Origin of the sequence: Caulobacter sp. X, from assembly GCF_002742635.1 — a bacterium.
Taxonomy (GTDB): Bacteria; Pseudomonadota; Alphaproteobacteria; order Caulobacterales; family Caulobacteraceae; genus Caulobacter.
Genome location: NZ_PEGF01000002.1, coordinates 1,532,009 through 1,546,932 on the forward strand (window position 1 = coordinate 1,532,009; position 14,924 = coordinate 1,546,932).

The 14,924-nt window shown below is 67.3% G+C and carries 14 protein-coding genes; 10 read left to right on the forward strand and 4 right to left on the reverse strand.

Going from position 1 to position 14,924, the window contains the following annotated elements:
• Window positions 1-22 precede the first annotated feature (22 nt).
• A complete protein-coding gene (locus CSW60_RS19610) occupies window positions 23-484 on the reverse strand; it encodes a hypothetical protein (protein ID WP_099538840.1) in 462 nt (153 codons plus the stop codon).
• 294 nt (window positions 485-778) lie between these two features.
• Between CSW60_RS19610 and serS the strand changes: the two genes are divergently transcribed.
• The 4 genes from serS to CSW60_RS19630 all read left to right on the forward strand — a co-directional run bounded on the left by serS (window position 779) and on the right by CSW60_RS19630 (window position 5,487).
• Window positions 779-2,074: a serine--tRNA ligase gene (serS, locus tag CSW60_RS19615; protein ID WP_099538841.1), complete on the forward strand. Its 1,296-nt coding sequence runs from the start codon at window positions 779-781 to the stop codon at window positions 2,072-2,074.
• Window positions 2,071-2,865, forward strand: a complete 795-nt coding sequence (surE, locus tag CSW60_RS19620; protein WP_099538842.1) for a 5'/3'-nucleotidase SurE — start codon at window positions 2,071-2,073, stop codon at window positions 2,863-2,865. Before serS ends, surE begins: the two co-directional genes overlap by 4 nt.
• Window positions 2,862-3,530, forward strand: a complete 669-nt coding sequence (locus CSW60_RS19625; RefSeq protein WP_013078589.1) for a protein-L-isoaspartate(D-aspartate) O-methyltransferase — start codon at window positions 2,862-2,864, stop codon at window positions 3,528-3,530. The genes surE and CSW60_RS19625 overlap by 4 nt, the downstream gene beginning before the upstream one ends.
• A 94-nt stretch (window positions 3,531-3,624) precedes the next feature.
• A complete protein-coding gene (locus tag CSW60_RS19630) occupies window positions 3,625-5,487 on the forward strand; it encodes a LysM peptidoglycan-binding domain-containing protein (protein WP_099538843.1) in 1,863 nt (620 codons plus the stop codon).
• Window positions 5,488-5,538: 51 nt separating this feature from the next.
• Here CSW60_RS19630 and CSW60_RS19635 read toward each other — a convergent pair whose 3' ends face one another.
• Both CSW60_RS19635 and CSW60_RS19640 read right to left on the reverse strand, forming a co-directional pair.
• Window positions 5,539-6,471 carry a retropepsin-like aspartic protease gene (locus CSW60_RS19635; protein WP_143324223.1) on the reverse strand — a complete coding sequence of 311 codons (933 nt, stop codon included), beginning with the start codon at window positions 6,469-6,471 and terminating at the stop codon, window positions 5,539-5,541.
• Window positions 6,472-6,595: 124 nt separating this feature from the next.
• Window positions 6,596-7,447, reverse strand: a complete 852-nt coding sequence (locus CSW60_RS19640) for an ATP-binding protein (protein WP_201723094.1) — start codon at window positions 7,445-7,447, stop codon at window positions 6,596-6,598.
• 119 nt (window positions 7,448-7,566) lie between these two features.
• Between CSW60_RS19640 and yajC the strand changes: the two genes are divergently transcribed.
• From yajC to CSW60_RS19670, 6 genes are all read left to right on the forward strand, one after another.
• The gene (yajC, locus tag CSW60_RS19645; RefSeq protein ID WP_099538846.1) at window positions 7,567-7,872 is read left to right on the forward strand and encodes a preprotein translocase subunit YajC; all 306 of its coding nucleotides are present in this window, start codon (window positions 7,567-7,569) and stop codon (window positions 7,870-7,872) included.
• 60 nt (window positions 7,873-7,932) lie between these two features.
• Complete coding sequence (gene secD / locus CSW60_RS19650; protein ID WP_099538847.1) at window positions 7,933-9,531, forward strand: protein translocase subunit SecD; 1,599 nt, start codon at window positions 7,933-7,935, stop codon at window positions 9,529-9,531.
• 11 nt (window positions 9,532-9,542) lie between these two features.
• Entirely contained in the window at window positions 9,543-10,493 is a 951-nt protein-coding gene (secF, locus tag CSW60_RS19655) for a protein translocase subunit SecF (RefSeq protein WP_099538848.1), read from the forward strand.
• Window positions 10,493-10,846 (forward strand): Mth938-like domain-containing protein, encoded by a 354-nt coding sequence (locus CSW60_RS19660; RefSeq protein WP_099538849.1) that lies wholly within the window; start codon window positions 10,493-10,495, stop codon window positions 10,844-10,846. Before secF ends, CSW60_RS19660 begins: the two co-directional genes overlap by 1 nt.
• 265 nt (window positions 10,847-11,111) lie before the next feature.
• A complete protein-coding gene (locus tag CSW60_RS19665; RefSeq protein WP_099538850.1) occupies window positions 11,112-11,726 on the forward strand; it encodes a urate hydroxylase PuuD in 615 nt (204 codons plus the stop codon).
• A 65-nt stretch (window positions 11,727-11,791) separates the two neighbouring features.
• Window positions 11,792-12,505, forward strand: coding sequence for a squalene/phytoene synthase family protein (locus CSW60_RS19670; RefSeq protein ID WP_099538851.1), 714 nt, complete (start codon window positions 11,792-11,794; stop codon window positions 12,503-12,505).
• Window positions 12,506-12,606: 101 nt separating this feature from the next.
• Here the strand turns inward: CSW60_RS19670 and CSW60_RS19675 are convergent, their stop codons facing one another.
• Window positions 12,607-14,703, reverse strand: a complete 2,097-nt coding sequence (locus tag CSW60_RS19675; protein WP_099538852.1) for a S9 family peptidase — start codon at window positions 14,701-14,703, stop codon at window positions 12,607-12,609.
• Window positions 14,704-14,924: the final 221 nt, after the last annotated feature.

The window sequence follows — 14,924 nt, forward strand, 5'->3', positions numbered from 1 at the left end:
TGTTTCGGAAGAACCGAAAGTCTTAGGCCGAAGCGCCGACGCGGGCTTGCAGCTGAGCCTTGGCCGCGCGGACCGTGTCGGTTACGCAGGCTTGGTAGGTCACGACGCTGAAGTTCGGCTGAGCCTTGCACACCGTCTGGGCGGCGGTGCGGATTTCGGCGTGGACTTGGTCCAGGCTCTTGCCCTTCAGCGAGATGCGGACGACCGAGACGCTTTGAGCGACTTGGGTCTTGCCGGCTTCGCGAGCGCGCAGGATCGAGGCCAGTTGACGGTGAGCGCTCATCACGGCGCCTTCAACGCAGTCATCGGCATAGGCTTGCGAGGTCGTGGCGCAGACGGTGGCCGCGGCGGCCTTGATGTCGTTTTCGATCTGGACCGAGTTCTTGTTGGCGATCGAGACGCGGATTTCGCTGGTGGCGGCGCCGGCCGGAGCGGCGACAGCGGCGGCGATGGCGAGGGCGGCGAAAGCGGCGAAGGTCTTCATGGTTCAAAATCCTCTGAATGATCGAGAAGGGCCGGGGAGGGCCGTAAAGGTCAAAAACGCGTACTGAATTGGTCGCGGCTTTTCGGCGATCGCGATTAAGTCGGGGTGTGGAAGGACGCCTAATTCCTATTAACAAGTAGGAATTAGGTGCGACGTGCGGTCGCACCCTCCGGCCGCCTCCCGCTCTCGGAGAGCGCCTCATCTTGATGCCGTAGGGGCGTCGCGGCGCTTGGCGCCCCCGCCGACGCGCCTTAGAGAGGGCGTTTCCCACCGCCTCTTCCGAGCTTGCGTTCGATGCACGACATCAAGGCCATCCGCGACAACCCAGAAGCCTTCGATCGACACTGGTCGGCGAAAGGGCGTTCAGGCGCGGCCGCCGAGGCCGTGAAGCTCGATGCGCAGCTGCGCGCCGCCCAGACCGCCCTGCAGGAAGCCCAGGCCAAGCGCAACGAGAGCTCCAAGCTGATCGGCATGGCCAAGGCCAAGAAGGACGAGGCCGAAGCCCAGCGCCTGATGGCCGAGGTCGAGACGCTGAAGGGCGTCATGGCGACGGCTGCTGAAGAAGAGGCCCTTGTCGGCGGCAAGCTGAAGGACCTGCTGGCCTCGCTGCCCAACATCCCCGCGCCCGAGGTCCCGGTCGGCGAGGACGAGGCGGGCAATGTCGAGCAGCGCCGCTGGGGCGACGCCGCCAAGCTGCCGGCCGGCAAGCTGAACAAGCCCAAGGACCACGTCGACCTGGGCGCGGCGCTGGGCGGCATGGACTTCGAGGCCGCCGCCCGCATGAGCGGCGCGCGCTTCGTCGTCCTGAAGAAGGAGGTCGCCCGCCTGGAGCGCGCGATCGGCCAGTTCATGCTGGACCTGCAGACGGTCGAACACGGCTACACCGAGGTCAGCCCGCCGCTGCTGGTGCGCGACGAGGCGTTGTTCGGAACGGGGCAGTTGCCGAAGTTCGCCGAGGATCTGTTCCACACCACCGACGAGCGCTGGCTGATCCCCACCGCCGAGGTGTCGCTGACCAATATCGTCCGGGAGCAGCTCGTCGCCGAGGAAGAGCTGCCGATGCGCCTGACGGCCCTGACGCCGTCGTTCCGCGCCGAGGCCGGCTCGGCCGGCCGCGACACGCGCGGCATGATCCGCCAGCACCAGTTCTACAAGGTCGAGCTGGTTTCGATCACCACGCCCGACCAGTCCGAGGCCGAGCACCAGCGCATGGTCGAGTGCGCCGAGACCGTGCTGAAGAAGCTGGAGCTGCCGTTCCGCACCATGCTGCTCTGCACGGGCGACATGGGCTTTGGCGCGCGCAAGACCTACGACCTCGAGGTCTGGCTGCCGTCGCAGGACATGTACCGCGAGATCAGCTCTTGCTCGAACTGCGGCGACTTCCAGGCCCGCCGCATGGAGGCCCGCTATCGCAAGACCGGCGAGAAGGGCGGCCACTTCGTCCACACCCTGAACGGCTCGGGCCTGGCCGTGGGTCGCACCCTGGTGGCGGTGCTCGAGAACTATCAGGACGAGGGCGGCCGCATCCATATCCCGGCCGTGCTGCAGCCCTATATGGGCGGCGTCACGCACATCGGGGGCGCGGCGTGAGGATCCTCCTCACCAACGACGACGGCATCAACGCGCCGGGCCTGAAGGCGCTGGAGACGATCGCGCGGGCCCTGAGCGACGACGTCTGGATCTGCGCGCCGGAGTACGAACAGTCGGGCGCCAGCCGCGCCCTGACCTTGTCGGACCCGATCCGCGTGCGAAAGCTGGACGCGCGCCGCTTCGCGGTCGAGGGCACGCCCACCGACTGCGTGATGATGGCCGTTCAGCAACTGATCGACGGGCCCGCGCCGGACCTGGTGCTGTCGGGCGTCAATCGCGGTCAAAACCTGGCCGAGGACGTCACCCTGTCGGGCACGGTGGCCGGCGCGATCGAGGGCATGGCCCACGGCATCCGCTCGATCGCCCTGTCGCAGACCATGAACTTCTTCCATGACGAAGTCGTCGCCCACTGGGAGACGGCCGAGCACTTCGGGCCGGGCGTCGTCCAGCGCCTGCTGGAGGTGGGCTGGCCCTCCGACGTGGTCATGAACGTCAACTTCCCCGCCCTTCCGATCGAGAAGGTGACGGCGGTCGAGGTGACCCGCCAGGGCTTCCGTGACGGTCTGCTGCGCAACATGGAAAAGCGCACCGACCTGCGTGGCCGCGACTACTACTGGATGGGCTTCTCGGCCAAGGCCTCCGAGCCCGCCGAGGGCACCGACCTCAAGGCCATCTACGAGGGCAAGATCTCGGTCACGCCCTTGCACATCGACCTGACCCACCACGAGAGCGTCCACAAGCTGAAGAGCGTGCTCGGCGGGGCGCCGCCCAAGCTCAAGGTGGCGGAATGAGCGGACGGACGACCAAGGCGGCCGAAAACGCCAAGGCCGACCTGCCGCGCCTGATGCAGGCCCTGCGCGACCAGGGGGTCACCGATCCCCAGGTGCTGAAGGCCATCGAGACGACGCCGCGCGACCTCTTCACGCCGGACCTGTTCAAGGACCGCTCGTGGGAGGACTCGGCCTTGCCGATCGCCTGCGGCCAGACGATCAGCCAGCCGTTCATCGTCGGCCTGATGACCCAGGCCCTGACGGTCGAGCCCCGCGCCCGCGTGCTGGAGATCGGCACCGGCTCGGGCTACCAGACCACGATCCTCAGCAAGGTCTCGCGTCTCGTCTATACGATCGAGCGCTACCGGACCCTGATGAAGGAGGCCGAAGGACGCTTCCAGAAGCTTGGCCTGACCAACGTCATCACCAAGTTCGGCGATGGCGGCGAGGGATGGGCCGAACAGGCGCCGTTCGACCGCATTATGGTCACGGCTGCGGCCGAAGATGATCCCAAGAGGCTGCTTTCGCAGCTCAAGCCCAACGGCGTGCTGGTCGCGCCGGTGGGGAAGGGGCCAGTCCAGAGCCTTCGCCGCTACGCCGGCGACGGCAAGGGGGGCTTCCGGGTCGAAATCCTTTGCGACGTGCGGTTCGTGCCGCTGCTGGCCGGCGTCGCCAAGGACCAATGAGTTTGGGGCGCCGGACACGGTCCGGCGGCCTTGGTGTTAAGACTTGATTCACCCTGGCGGCGCCTTGTGAAGGCCCGACGGGAAAGGAGACGTCATGAGGCAGTTGTGGACGCAAGCGGCGGTGATCGCCCTGTCGGCTGGAACGCTCTCCGCCTGTGCCACCGCTCCGCAATATGCGACGCGCGAGGGCCAGGCCCCGGCGACCGCGATGCGGATGCCCAGCCCGAACTTCCCGATCACCCAGCCGCCGTCCTCGCCGCCTCAAGCCGCGCCCCAAGCTGTCGCGCCTGAATCCGGCGCCGAGAGCGACGCCGTGGCGACCGCGCCGATGGTGGCCGCCGCGCCCGCCCCCGCGCCCGTGAAGTCGCAACCGCTGGCGCCGGTGACCCAGTCCGAACTGCCGCCGCCCGCGCCGGCTCGCGCCGCGCCGCAGCCCACCCTGCGCGCTGTCCCGCCCAAGACCGTCGTGACCACCTCGGTGACCGGCCCGGTCGTCGAGGTCGACGGCAAGGCCCAGGTCCATGTGGTGAAGTCGGGCGACACCCTGACCTCGATCGCCAAGAAGTTCGGCGTCAACGTCAACGACTTGGCCAAGGACAACGACATCAAGAAGGGCCAGACCCTGCGTCTGGGCCAGAAGATCAACGGCCCTTCCAGCGACCAGAAGGCCTATGTCGTCCAGACCGGCGACACGATGTTCGCGATCGCCAAGCGCTTCAACGTCACCGCCTCGGCTCTGGCCGAGGAGAACGACCTGTCGACCGGCGCGTCGATCAAGAAGGGCCAGAAGCTCAAGCTGCCCGACGGCTACAAGGACAAGGGCCCGATCAAGACGACCTCAGTGGTTCCGGGGACCGCCGCGCCGCAGACCGAGGTCGCCGAGGAAGAGGCCGCGCCGCCGCCGGCGCCGACCCGCGCTGGCGCTTCGAAGCCTTCGCGTCAGCCGGCCGCCGCCGAACCCACGACCGTCAGCACGACGTCGCTCAGCGTCACCGGCGCGGTGGTCGAGGTCGCCGGCAAGCGTCAGGTCCACACCGTCAAGTCGGGCGACACCCTGACCTCGATCGCCAAGAAGTTCGACGTCAGCGTCAGCGACCTGGCCGAGGACAACAAGATCAAGAAGGGCCAGACCCTGCGCCTGGGCCAGAAGATCAAGGGCCCGGCCACCGATCAGAAGGCCTATGTCGCCCAGTCGGGCGACACCCTGGCCGAGATCGGCAAGCGCTTCGGCGTCACCGCCAAGGCCTTGGCCGCCGAGAATGGCCTGCGCGCGACCGCCACGATCAAGAAGGGTCAGAAGATCCGCCTGCCGGACGGCTTCAAGGACAAGGGCCCGCTGAAGACCACGACCACGGTCGCCAAGCCGTCGGCGATGGAGCCTTCGAACACCTACAATCGCGTGGAGACCCCGACGCCGTCGGCGCCGGTCCCCTACACCCCCAGCTATCCGCGCCCCAGCGCGCCCGTCGCCGCTCAGCCGGTCACGCCGCCGCCCGCCTCGTCGCGCCCGATCATCGAGAGCAGCGTCGCCCCGACCGAGGCCGAGATCATCGCTTCCGGCAAGGGCAAGTTCGACTGGCCGCTGCGCGGCGAGGTCATCTCCGACTTTGGCGTCAAGGGCACGGGCCAGCGCAACGACGGTCTGAACATCCGCGCGCCGCAGGGCACGCCGGTGCTGGCCGCCGCCGACGGCGAGATCGCCTATGCCGGCAATCAGGTGCCGACCTTCGGCAACCTGGTGCTGGTCAAGCACGCCGACGGCTGGGTCACGGCCTACGCTCACCTGTCCAGCACCACCGTCAAGATGCGCCAGCAGGTCCGTCAGGGCGAGCAGATCGGCGCGGTCGGGGCGACCGGCGGGGTCAACGAACCCCAGCTGCACTTCGAGATGCGCTACGCGCCGACGGTCAAGGACAAGGCCAAGCCGGTCGACCCGGCGCTGCTCCTGCCGCGATAAGCCATTAGAGAAGGCCCGCTTCCAAAGAGGCGGGCCTTTTGCTTTGCCGCCCTAGCCGCCGCACGCGCCGTAGAACACCATCCGCTTGCCGCGATAATCGAACAGCACCTTCAGCTTCATCTGCGCCATCAGCTTGTTGCCCACGTTGGCGACACGGGTCTTGGTCGAGCCGGCCTCCGAATAGACGCTCATCGGCGTGTCGGTCGCCGTGAAGGGGCCAAAGCCGACGGGCGCCTTGAAGACGTAAGACTTGGCCTTGGCCTCGCCCCGGGCCCCGGTGCGCGTCACCGAACCGCTTTCGGTCAGACTGGCCTTCACGCCAGGCAGGCCCAAGGCGCTCTTGAACAGGCCGACGGCGCCGTTGGAGCCGGTGTCCAGGCTGACCGGCGCGCGCGCCGCGCCAAACCGGAAGCCTGGGATGATCGGGAAACTGTCCACGGTCTTGAGGGATGTCGACCAGCGCTGGCGACAGGTCGCCGTCAGGCCCTTGGCCTGCCCCGCGTTGTTCAGGAAGGCGACGGTCTGGCCTGGATAGTCGATCAGGACCGTCTTGTCGGCCAGAAAGCTGTAACCGATCACCCCGTCGAGCGGACGGCCATAGCCCGCCGACAGGCCGCTCATGTCCGACGCCAGGGTGTCGAAGGCCGCGAACGGCTGGCCGTCGATCGTCAGCTGATCGATGACGCCTGGAAACACCTGAGCGCCCTTGCCCTCGCCAAAGCCGGTCGCCTCGCCGGCGTCGCCGCGATCGATCTTCAGCCCCAGCGCCTGCGCTCGGGAAAGATCGATCACCGAGGGATCGACCCCGGTATCGAGGATCATCCGCAGCGGCTGGCCGTGCACCTTGACCTCCAGGTCGATGGCGCCGCGCGAGAAGTCGAACGGGACGACGAGGGGAGAGGGAGCGGCCGGAGCGGCCTCCGCCAGGCCGTGCAACAGGAGCGCCGCCACCGGGGCGCTGAAGACGAGGACTGCGGACTTCACGGCGGGCTTTACCTGCGACAGTCGGCCAAGCGCCGACGCGGCGACCTGATCGCATCGGCGCGGCCAACGCAAACCCTGAAGTCTCCTGCGGCCTATGAAATCGTCTGCGAGGCTTCGAAGCCTCCTAGGCTGGCAGCTTCACGCCCAACTCGCCCGCCAGGTCGCGGACGAACTGCCAGGCCACCCGGCCCGAGCGGCCGCCGCGCTGGGTGGACCACTGCAGGGCGCGGCGATCGAGGTCGGGCGCCGACAGGCCGAAGCGCTCGGCATAGGCGTGGATCGCGCTGAGATAGGTGTCCTGGTCCATCGGCGGGAAGCCGATCCACAGGCCGAAGCGGTCGGAGACGCTCATCTCCTCCTCGGCGTTCTCGGCGGCGGCGATCGCGCCCTGGCTTTCGACATGGTCGCGCGGCATCAGGTGGCGGCGGTTCGAGGTCGCCACGAACAGCACGTTCTCCGGCGGACCCGAGACGCCGCCCTCCAGCGCCGACTTCAGCGCCTTGGCCGCGGCCGCGCCGTCCTCGAACGATAGGTCGTCGCACAGGACGACGAAGCGCTCGGCGCGGGCGCGCAGCAGATCAAAGAGCGGGGGCAGGGCGGCGACCTCGTCGCGATCCACCTCGATCAACTTGAGATCCGGATAGGCGTCGGCCAGGGCCACGAAGGCGGCCTTGGTCACCGAGCTCTTGCCCGTGCCGCGCACGCCCCACAGCAGCACGTGGTTGCAGGGCAGGCCCACGGCGAAGCGGCGCAGATTCTCGACGAACCGCGCCTTCTGCCGGTCGATGCCGACCAAGAGGTCCAGCGACAGCGGATAGTCTGGCGCGGGGGCGAAGGCGCCCGTCGCGGGCTCATGCCGGAACAGCCGCGCGGCCGAGAAGTCCGGCGACGCGGGCGGCGGCGGCACCAGGCGCTCCAGGGCGTCGGCGATGCGCGTCAGCAGGGGGGCGAGCAGGGGAACGGTCGCGTCGGTCATGGCCCGTTCCATACCCTCGCTCGCTCGCATTGCAAAAGGGGAGGCGAACGCATAGCTTCCGCCGACTTGGCGCGACCCTATGCAAGGCGGCGCGCCGCATCGGATTTTTTGGAGTCTCCATGAACAGCCTGAACGCCCAGATCCTGCAGCTCGCCCCCATCCTTCTGATGGTGGTGCTGTTCTACTTCATGCTGATCCGTCCCCAGCAGAAGCGCGCCAAGGAGCATCAAAACATGCTCGCCAACCTGAAGCGCGGCGACAGCGTCGTTCTCTCGTCGGGCGTGCTGGGCAAGATCGTGCGCGTCGAAGACAAGGAAGTGGGCGTCGAGATCGCCCAGGGCGTGACCGTGAAGGTCGTCAAGGGCATGATCACGGAAGTCCGCGCCAAGGGCGAGCCGGCCGCCGCCAACGACGCCAAGAACTAAGGCGAACCCGAACCCTGTCTCGAGGCGTCGCCCGCGACGTCGCCTGAAAGCTGCTGATCCATGCTGACCCTCTCCCGCTGGAAGATCATCGCCGTCACCCTGTCGGTGATCTTCGGGATTCTGTTCTCCCTGCCCAATGTGCTTCCGCAGAAGACGTTGGACGCCATCCCGGCTTGGCTGCCGCACAAGAAGCTGAACCTCGGCCTCGACCTGCAAGGCGGCTCGTACCTGCTGTATGAGGTCGACACCGACGCGTTGCACCGCGAGCGGCTGTCGAACCTGACGGAAGACGTCCGCACCCAGCTGCGGAGCGAGCAGATCCCGTTCGGCGAGCTGAACCAGCAGGGCGAGATCATCAGCGTCCGCATCGGCGACGCGGCTCGCTACAACGACGCGCTGAACCTGCTGCGCAAGAACCTCGGCGCGCCGCTGGCCGGCGTGATCGGCGGCAAGGACGTCTCGGTCTCGGGCAAGGGCGACAACCGCATCGAAGTCCGCTTCGTGCCGGAAGCCGCCAAGGCCGACGCCGTCAAGGCCGTGGACCAGTCGATCGAGACGATCCGTCGCCGGATCGACAGCCTGGGCACCAAGGAGCCCTCGATCAACCGCCAGGGCGAAAACCGGATCATGATCCAGGCCCCGGGCGAGAGCGATCCCGAGAAACTGCGGGCCATCATCGGCCAGACCGCCAAGCTGACCTTCCAGATGGTCGACGAGACGGTGACGCCCGAGGACGTCCAGGCCGGCCGCATCCCGCCGGGCTCGGAAGTGCTGCCGGGTGACAACATCGCGCCCTATTACGTGGTCAAGAAGCGCGCGCTGGTCTCGGGCGAGGAACTGACCAACGCCTCGCAAGGCTTTGATCCCCAGAGTGGCAATCCGGTCGTCCAGTTCGCCTTCAACGGCGCCGGCGCCCGAAAGTTCGGCGACGCCACGGCCCGTAATGTCGGCAAGCGTTTCGCCATCGTTCTCGACAAGAAGGTGATCTCCGCGCCCGTGATCAACGGCGCGATCACCGGCGGCAGCGGCATCATCACCGGCAACTTCACCGTCCAAAGCGCCAACGAGCTGTCGCTGCTGCTGCGCTCGGGGGCTCTGCCCGCGCCGCTGAACGTCGAGGACCAGCGCACCGTGACCGCCGAGCTCGGCGCCGACGCCGTCAAGGCCGGCTCGATCTCGCTGGCGATCGGCGCGCTGTCGATGTTCGTCTTCGTGATCCTGGCCTACGGCCTGTTCGGCGGCTTCGCGGCCATCGCCCTGGTGGTCAACGTTCTCTTGATCGTCGGCATCATGTCGATGACCCAGGCGACCCTGACCTTCCCGGGCATCGCCGGCCTGATCCTGACCCTGGCCGTCGCCGTCGACGCCAACGTGCTGATCTACGAGCGCATGCGCGACGAGGCCAACGCCGGGCGCACGCCCATGGCCGCGGCCGACCACGGCTACAAGCTGGCCCTGACCTCGATCCTGGACGCCAACATCACCAGCCTGATCTCGGGTCTGATCATGTTCAGCTTCGGCTCGGGCCCGGTGAAGGGCTTCGCCTGGACCCTGGTGATCGGCGTGTTCACCTCGCTGTTCACCGCTATCTTCATCACCCAAGTGCTCATCGGCTGGTGGTTCAAGGCCACCAAGCCGAAGAAGCTGCCGATCGCATAGGAGATCCGACCATGCGTTGGCCCCTCATTCGCTACATCCCGCGTTCGACCCATTTCCGCTTCGTGCGTTGGGCGCCCGTCGCGGCCGTCTTCTCGGCGATCCTGATCGTCGGGGCGATCGCCTCGCTGTTCCTGCAAGGCCTGAACCTGGGCATCGACTTCAAGGGCGGCAACGCTCTGGAAGTCGCCATGTCGCGGCCCGTGCCCCTGGCTGACCTCCGGGCGGCCATGAACCAGATCGGCGCGCATGACGCCCAGGTCCAGGGCTTCGCCAGCCAGCCGAACTCGGCCATGGTCAAGTTCCTGCCGGCCAAGGGCGAGGCCCCCAGCGCCGCCTCGGCCAATGTCGAGCGTGAGCTCACCAAGCGCTTCCCCGACCTGAAGGTGACCAGCCGCTCGGAAGTGGGCGCCAAGGTCTCTGGCGAGCTCTTGATGTCCGGCTTCAAGGCGCTGGGCGTCGCCCTGCTGCTGACCCTGGGCTACATCTGGTTCCGCTTTGGCCTGTCGTACGGCACGGGCGCGGTCGTGGCCGTGATCCACGACATCGTCCTGACCCTGGGCCTGCTGTCGGTCGTCCACATCGAGTTCTCGATGACCGAGATCGCGGCCCTGTTGACGGTCATCGGCTACTCGATGAACGAGAAGGTCATCACCTTCGACCGTCTGAAAGAGAACCTGCGCAAGTACAAGACGACCCCGCTGCGCGACATCATCGACCTGTCCGAGAACGAGCGTCTGTCGCGGACGATCATCACCGGCACCACGGCCCTGCTGGCCCTGGGCGGTACGATGGCGTTCGGCGGTCCGGTGCTGTTCCCGCTGGTCTTCACCATGGTGTTCGGCATCATCATCGGCACCTATTCGTCGATCTACATCGCCCTGCCGCTGATCCTGGTCTGGGGCGTGAAGCGCAATGACGAAGACGCCACGCCGATCAAGCTCGGCGCGGCCTCGCGGCCCTGATGCGTCAACCGCCGTCCATCGACGCCTGGGGCGGCGGCGGCTTTCGGGTCGCCGGCGTCTGGCGGCCTGGCTCGCTGCTGATCCTCGACGACCAGCCGCGCGACTGGGCCGCGACCGCCCTGGCGGACCTGACCCCGGAGTCGTTCGCCGAGGTTTTCGCCGCTGGCGGGTCGGTCGAGTTCGTGTTGCTGGGCGTCGGCTTGGCGAACGCCCTGCCGCCGCGCCCTGTGCGCGACGCCCTGAAGGCCGCGGGGATCGGCCTGGAATTCATGAGCACCGAGGCCGCGGCCCGCACCTACAACGTGCTGGTCAGCGAGGGCCGGCGGCTTGCCGCGGCGCTGATCGCGGTCTGAACCCTCTCTAAATAGCAAATCTCCCAGCCTTCCTCGCCCTTGTGGCGAGGACCCAGGGTTCGGCTTGGCTCCGCGTCAGTCAGAGTTATTCGCCAGCGTGGTCGCGCCGCCGTCCAGCGCAGCGCCGGCCGAACGCTGGCCCTAGGCACAAGGCCTAGGGAGGCGGGGAAAGAGTCCCTGAGAACCGCGTTCGCCCAAAACTTTGCCCGACTCCGAAAACATCCCTATGGTCCCTCCAAGCAAAAGGGATCCTAGGGGGAAACCGATGTCTGGACTGCTTTCCAACTTCCGCAACACCATCATCGTCAGCTTCGTGCTGGCGCTGGTGATCGTCATTGGCTACGGCCACAGCCCGCAGGGCCATGGCCTCGTCTACTTCCAGGCCATCTTCCGCTGGCTGCACGTGCTGTTCGGCATCCTGTGGATCGGGCTGCTGTACTATTTCAACTTCGTGCAGATCCGCGTGATGCCGCAGATCCCGGCCGAGCTGAAGCCGGCGGTCAGCAAGTACATCGCGCCCGAGGCGCTGTTCTGGTTCCGCTGGGCGGCTCTGGCGACCTGGGTCATGGGCGTCATCCTGGCCTATAGCCGCGGCTATCTGCTGGAAGCTTTCAGCCTGGGCCTGGCCGGCGGCTACACCCCCGGCGCCGACATGGGCTTCACCTTCATCGGCACCGGCATGTGGCTGGCCACGGTGATGTTCTTCAACGTCTGGGTCTTCATCTGGCCAAACCAGAAGATCGCCCTGGGCATGGTCGAGGCCGACGCGGACGCCAAGGCCAAGGCGGCCAAGACGGCCATGCTGTTCTCGCGCACCAACACCCTGCTCAGCATCCCGATGCTGGCGACCATGGCGATGAACCAGACGCTGTTCGGCTGACGCCGACGGCGACACGCTGTAAGGGGAGGGCCCGTTCTTTTGACGGGCCCTTTTCTTTTGAGCTCATGGCCGACACCGAAACCCTCGACGATCTCGTCCGCCGCGTCGATCCGGACCGCTGGCTGACGACCCGCTTCATCGCCGACCCAGCGGCGCGCGCCGACGTCATCGCGCTGTACGGTCTGAACTACGAGCTGGCCCGAGTGGCCGGCGGGGTTTCCAACGCCTTGATGGGCGAGATCCGCATCACCTGGTGGCGCGAGGCGATGGAAGAGATCGCGGCCGGGAAGGCGCCGCGCAAGCATCCCAATGTCGAGGCGCTGGCCGCGTCGGGCTTCGATCCCAACGCCCTGGCGGCCCTGTCCGACGCGCGCTTCACCGATCTGGACGAGAGACCTCTGAAGGACGAGGCGGCGGTGCTGGCCTATGTCGACGGCACGGCCGGGGCGCTGGCGGTCCTGGCCGCTCGACGTCTGGATCCGACGGCCGACCCGCACGCGGTCAAGGGCGCGGCGCGGGCCTGGGGACTGGCGGGCTTGTGGCGGCTGAAGCTGGCGGGACGCTCGCGCCTGCCGGAAAGCTGGACGCAAGCCGAGGTGAAGTCGCGGGTCGAGGTTCAGCTGAAGGCCGCGCGCGGCGAGGTGAGGGGGCTGCCCGTCGCGGCGTTCCCGGCCGTGGCGCCGGCGGCCTTGGCGCGGGCCTATGTTTCCGGCCGCGAGATGGGCGAGCTGGAGAAGAAGGCGCGCCTAACCTTCGCGGTGGCGACGGGGCGGCTGTAGAGCGCCACCTCCCCCGCGATGCGGGTGAGGAGGAAGCGCCATCCTCCCCCGTAAAACGGGGGAGGGGGACCGCGAAGCGGTGGAGGGGCGCTGGCCAGTGATCACTTCCCCGGCCGCGTATTCCCCGTCCACTGATCCAGCCAGTCCAGCACCTCCTTGTGCCACTGCACCGAGTTCTGGGCCTTCAGCACCCAGTGATTCTCGTTCGGGAAGTACAGAAGCTTGCTGGGCACGCCCTTGCGCTGCAGGGCGGTGAAGGTCGCCAGGCCCTGCTCGACCGGGATGCGGTAGTCCAGCTGGCCTTGGACGACGAGCTGCGGCTTGACCCACTTGTCGACGTGCAGAGCCGGGTTGAAGGTCTCGTAGGTCGTGTTCGGCTGCCAGGGCGTACCGCCGTTCTCCCACTCGGTGAACCACAGCTCTTCGGTGGCGAAGCCCATGGCGCGAGTGTCGAACACCCCGTCGTGGTCGACCAGGCACTTCCACGGCGCGTTCCAGTTGCCGGCGATCCAGTTGATCATGTAGCCGCCGTACGAGGCGCCCAGGGCGCAGGCGCGGTCGGCGTCCAGGAACGAATACTTCTGGGTCGCGAAGGCCCAGCCCTTCTGCAGGTCTTCCAGCGGACGATCGCCCCAATGCTGGCTGATCGCGTCGGTGAAGGCCTGGCCGTAGCCGGTCGAGCCGTGGAAATCGACCATCACCACGGCGTAGCCGGCGTTGGCGTAGACCTGCGGGTTCCAGCGGTAGGACCAGCTGTTGCTGAACGAGCCTTGCGGGCCGCCGTGGATCAGGAAGGCGACCGGATACTTCTTGGCCGGATCGAAGTTGGCGGGCTTCAGGACGAAGCCGTGCACGGTCTCGTCGTTCCAGCCCTTGAAGTTGAACTGCTCGGGCTCGCCCCAGGCCACCTCCTTGAGCGCCTCGGCCGAGACGCTGGCGACCTTCGTCGCCGGGCCTTTGGCCGGCAGCACGAACAGTTCCGACGGGCTCTTCAGCGAGTCGGAGGCGTAGACGATGCCGTTCGGCCCGACGTCGAAGGCGCTGACGTGGCCTTCGCCGGTCAGGGCTGTGACCTTGCTGGTCTTCACGTCGATGGCGAACAGCTTGCCTTGGCCGACGTCGAGCGCCGTGGCGTAGATCGTCTTGCCGTCGCGGCTCCAGGCGATCGCGTCGGCCGAGCGGTCCCAAGCGGGCGCCAGCTCGCGCACCTTCTGGGTCGTTTCGTCATAGATCATGATCGCGAAGCGGTCGGCCTCGAATCCTGGGCGTTTCATGGCCCGATAGGCGATCAGCTTGCCGTCCGGCGAAGCGATCCCGGTGGTGTCCCAGGCCTTGTTGTCGGCGGTGTAGTTGACCGGCTTGGCCGAGCCGTCCAGCGGGACGCCCCACATGTCATAGTTGGTCGTCCAGGCCTCGTCCTTGCCGGCGACCTTGGCCGAGAAGACCACGGTCTTGCTGTCGAAGCTGATCGTGAAGTCCTCGTCGCCGCCATAGGGCTTGGTCGGCGTGTCGCCGTCGAAGCCCTTCATCAGGTCGATCGGCTGCCCCGTCGCCGCGCCGCTGGCGTCCAGGGCATAGGCGAACAGGTGGTTGCGCGTGCCGTCGGCCCAGGTGTCCCAGTGACGGACGAACAGGCGGTCATAGACCACGCCCGTGGCCTTGGTCGCCGTCTTGGCGACGAGGCGCGCCTCGGTGCAGGCGAGGTCGGCGCAGTCGGGGAACACGGCCATCGCGACGACGATCGTCTTGCCGTCCGGCGCGACCTTGAAAGCCTGGACGTCGAAAGGCGTGCTCGTGATCTGGGTCGCGGTCTCGCCGGCCGCGTCCGTCCGGAACACCTGGTCGGTCCCGCCCGCGCGGCCGGAGACGAAGTAGATCGACTTGCCGTCGGCGCTCCAGCGGCCGCTGCTGGCGCCACCATCCGAGATCTTCAGTCGGCGCGGCGCCGTCTTGGTCTTCAGATCGGCGATCCACAGCGACATCGCGGCCTTGTTGGCCGGATAGTCCATGGTCCGCACCGAATAGAGCACGTAGCGGCCGTCCGGCGACACGCGGGGATCGCTGAGGCGATCCAGGCTGGCCATGTCCTTGGCCGTGAAGACGTGGGGCTTCGGGGGCGGCGTCTGCGCATGGGCCGTTCCGACCAGGGCGAGGGAGAGGACGGCGGCCGAGGCCGCGAAGCGCAAGCTCTTGATCATGAAACCGAAAACCCTGGAAACGGTTATGCCTTTGGCGGCGGAGCCTAGTCCTGCATTTCGCGTCCCGCTAGGCCGTACCGGCCAGAGATCGCCGCCCACAGATCGTCGAGCGACGTTCTGTTTCGCTGCGTGCGCCTTCGTAATAAAAGTGAAATAAAGTCATAGGTTTAGGGCGTAACAATCCGAAACAGGACTTGCTTTGCCGCGACGCAGCATCACTC

Coding starts and splice junctions, on each gene's coding strand:
- serS (WP_099538841.1), top strand. CDS start 779: ATGCACGACATCAAGGCCATCCGCGACAACCCAGAAGCCTTCGATCGA.
- yajC (WP_099538846.1), top strand. CDS start 7,567: ATGAACAGCCTGAACGCCCAGATCCTGCAGCTCGCCCCCATCCTTCTG.
- CSW60_RS19640 (WP_201723094.1), bottom strand. CDS start 7,447: ATGACCGACGCGACCGTTCCCCTGCTCGCCCCCCTGCTGACGCGCATC.
- CSW60_RS19630 (WP_099538843.1), top strand. CDS start 3,625: ATGAGGCAGTTGTGGACGCAAGCGGCGGTGATCGCCCTGTCGGCTGGA.
- secD (WP_099538847.1), top strand. CDS start 7,933: ATGCTGACCCTCTCCCGCTGGAAGATCATCGCCGTCACCCTGTCGGTG.
- CSW60_RS19625 (WP_013078589.1), top strand. CDS start 2,862: ATGAGCGGACGGACGACCAAGGCGGCCGAAAACGCCAAGGCCGACCTG.
- CSW60_RS19660 (WP_099538849.1), top strand. CDS start 10,493: ATGCGTCAACCGCCGTCCATCGACGCCTGGGGCGGCGGCGGCTTTCGG.
- CSW60_RS19670 (WP_099538851.1), top strand. CDS start 11,792: ATGGCCGACACCGAAACCCTCGACGATCTCGTCCGCCGCGTCGATCCG.
- CSW60_RS19610 (WP_099538840.1), bottom strand. CDS start 484: ATGAAGACCTTCGCCGCTTTCGCCGCCCTCGCCATCGCCGCCGCTGTC.
- secF (WP_099538848.1), top strand. CDS start 9,543: ATGCGTTGGCCCCTCATTCGCTACATCCCGCGTTCGACCCATTTCCGC.
- CSW60_RS19675 (WP_099538852.1), bottom strand. CDS start 14,703: ATGATCAAGAGCTTGCGCTTCGCGGCCTCGGCCGCCGTCCTCTCCCTC.
- CSW60_RS19665 (WP_099538850.1), top strand. CDS start 11,112: ATGTCTGGACTGCTTTCCAACTTCCGCAACACCATCATCGTCAGCTTC.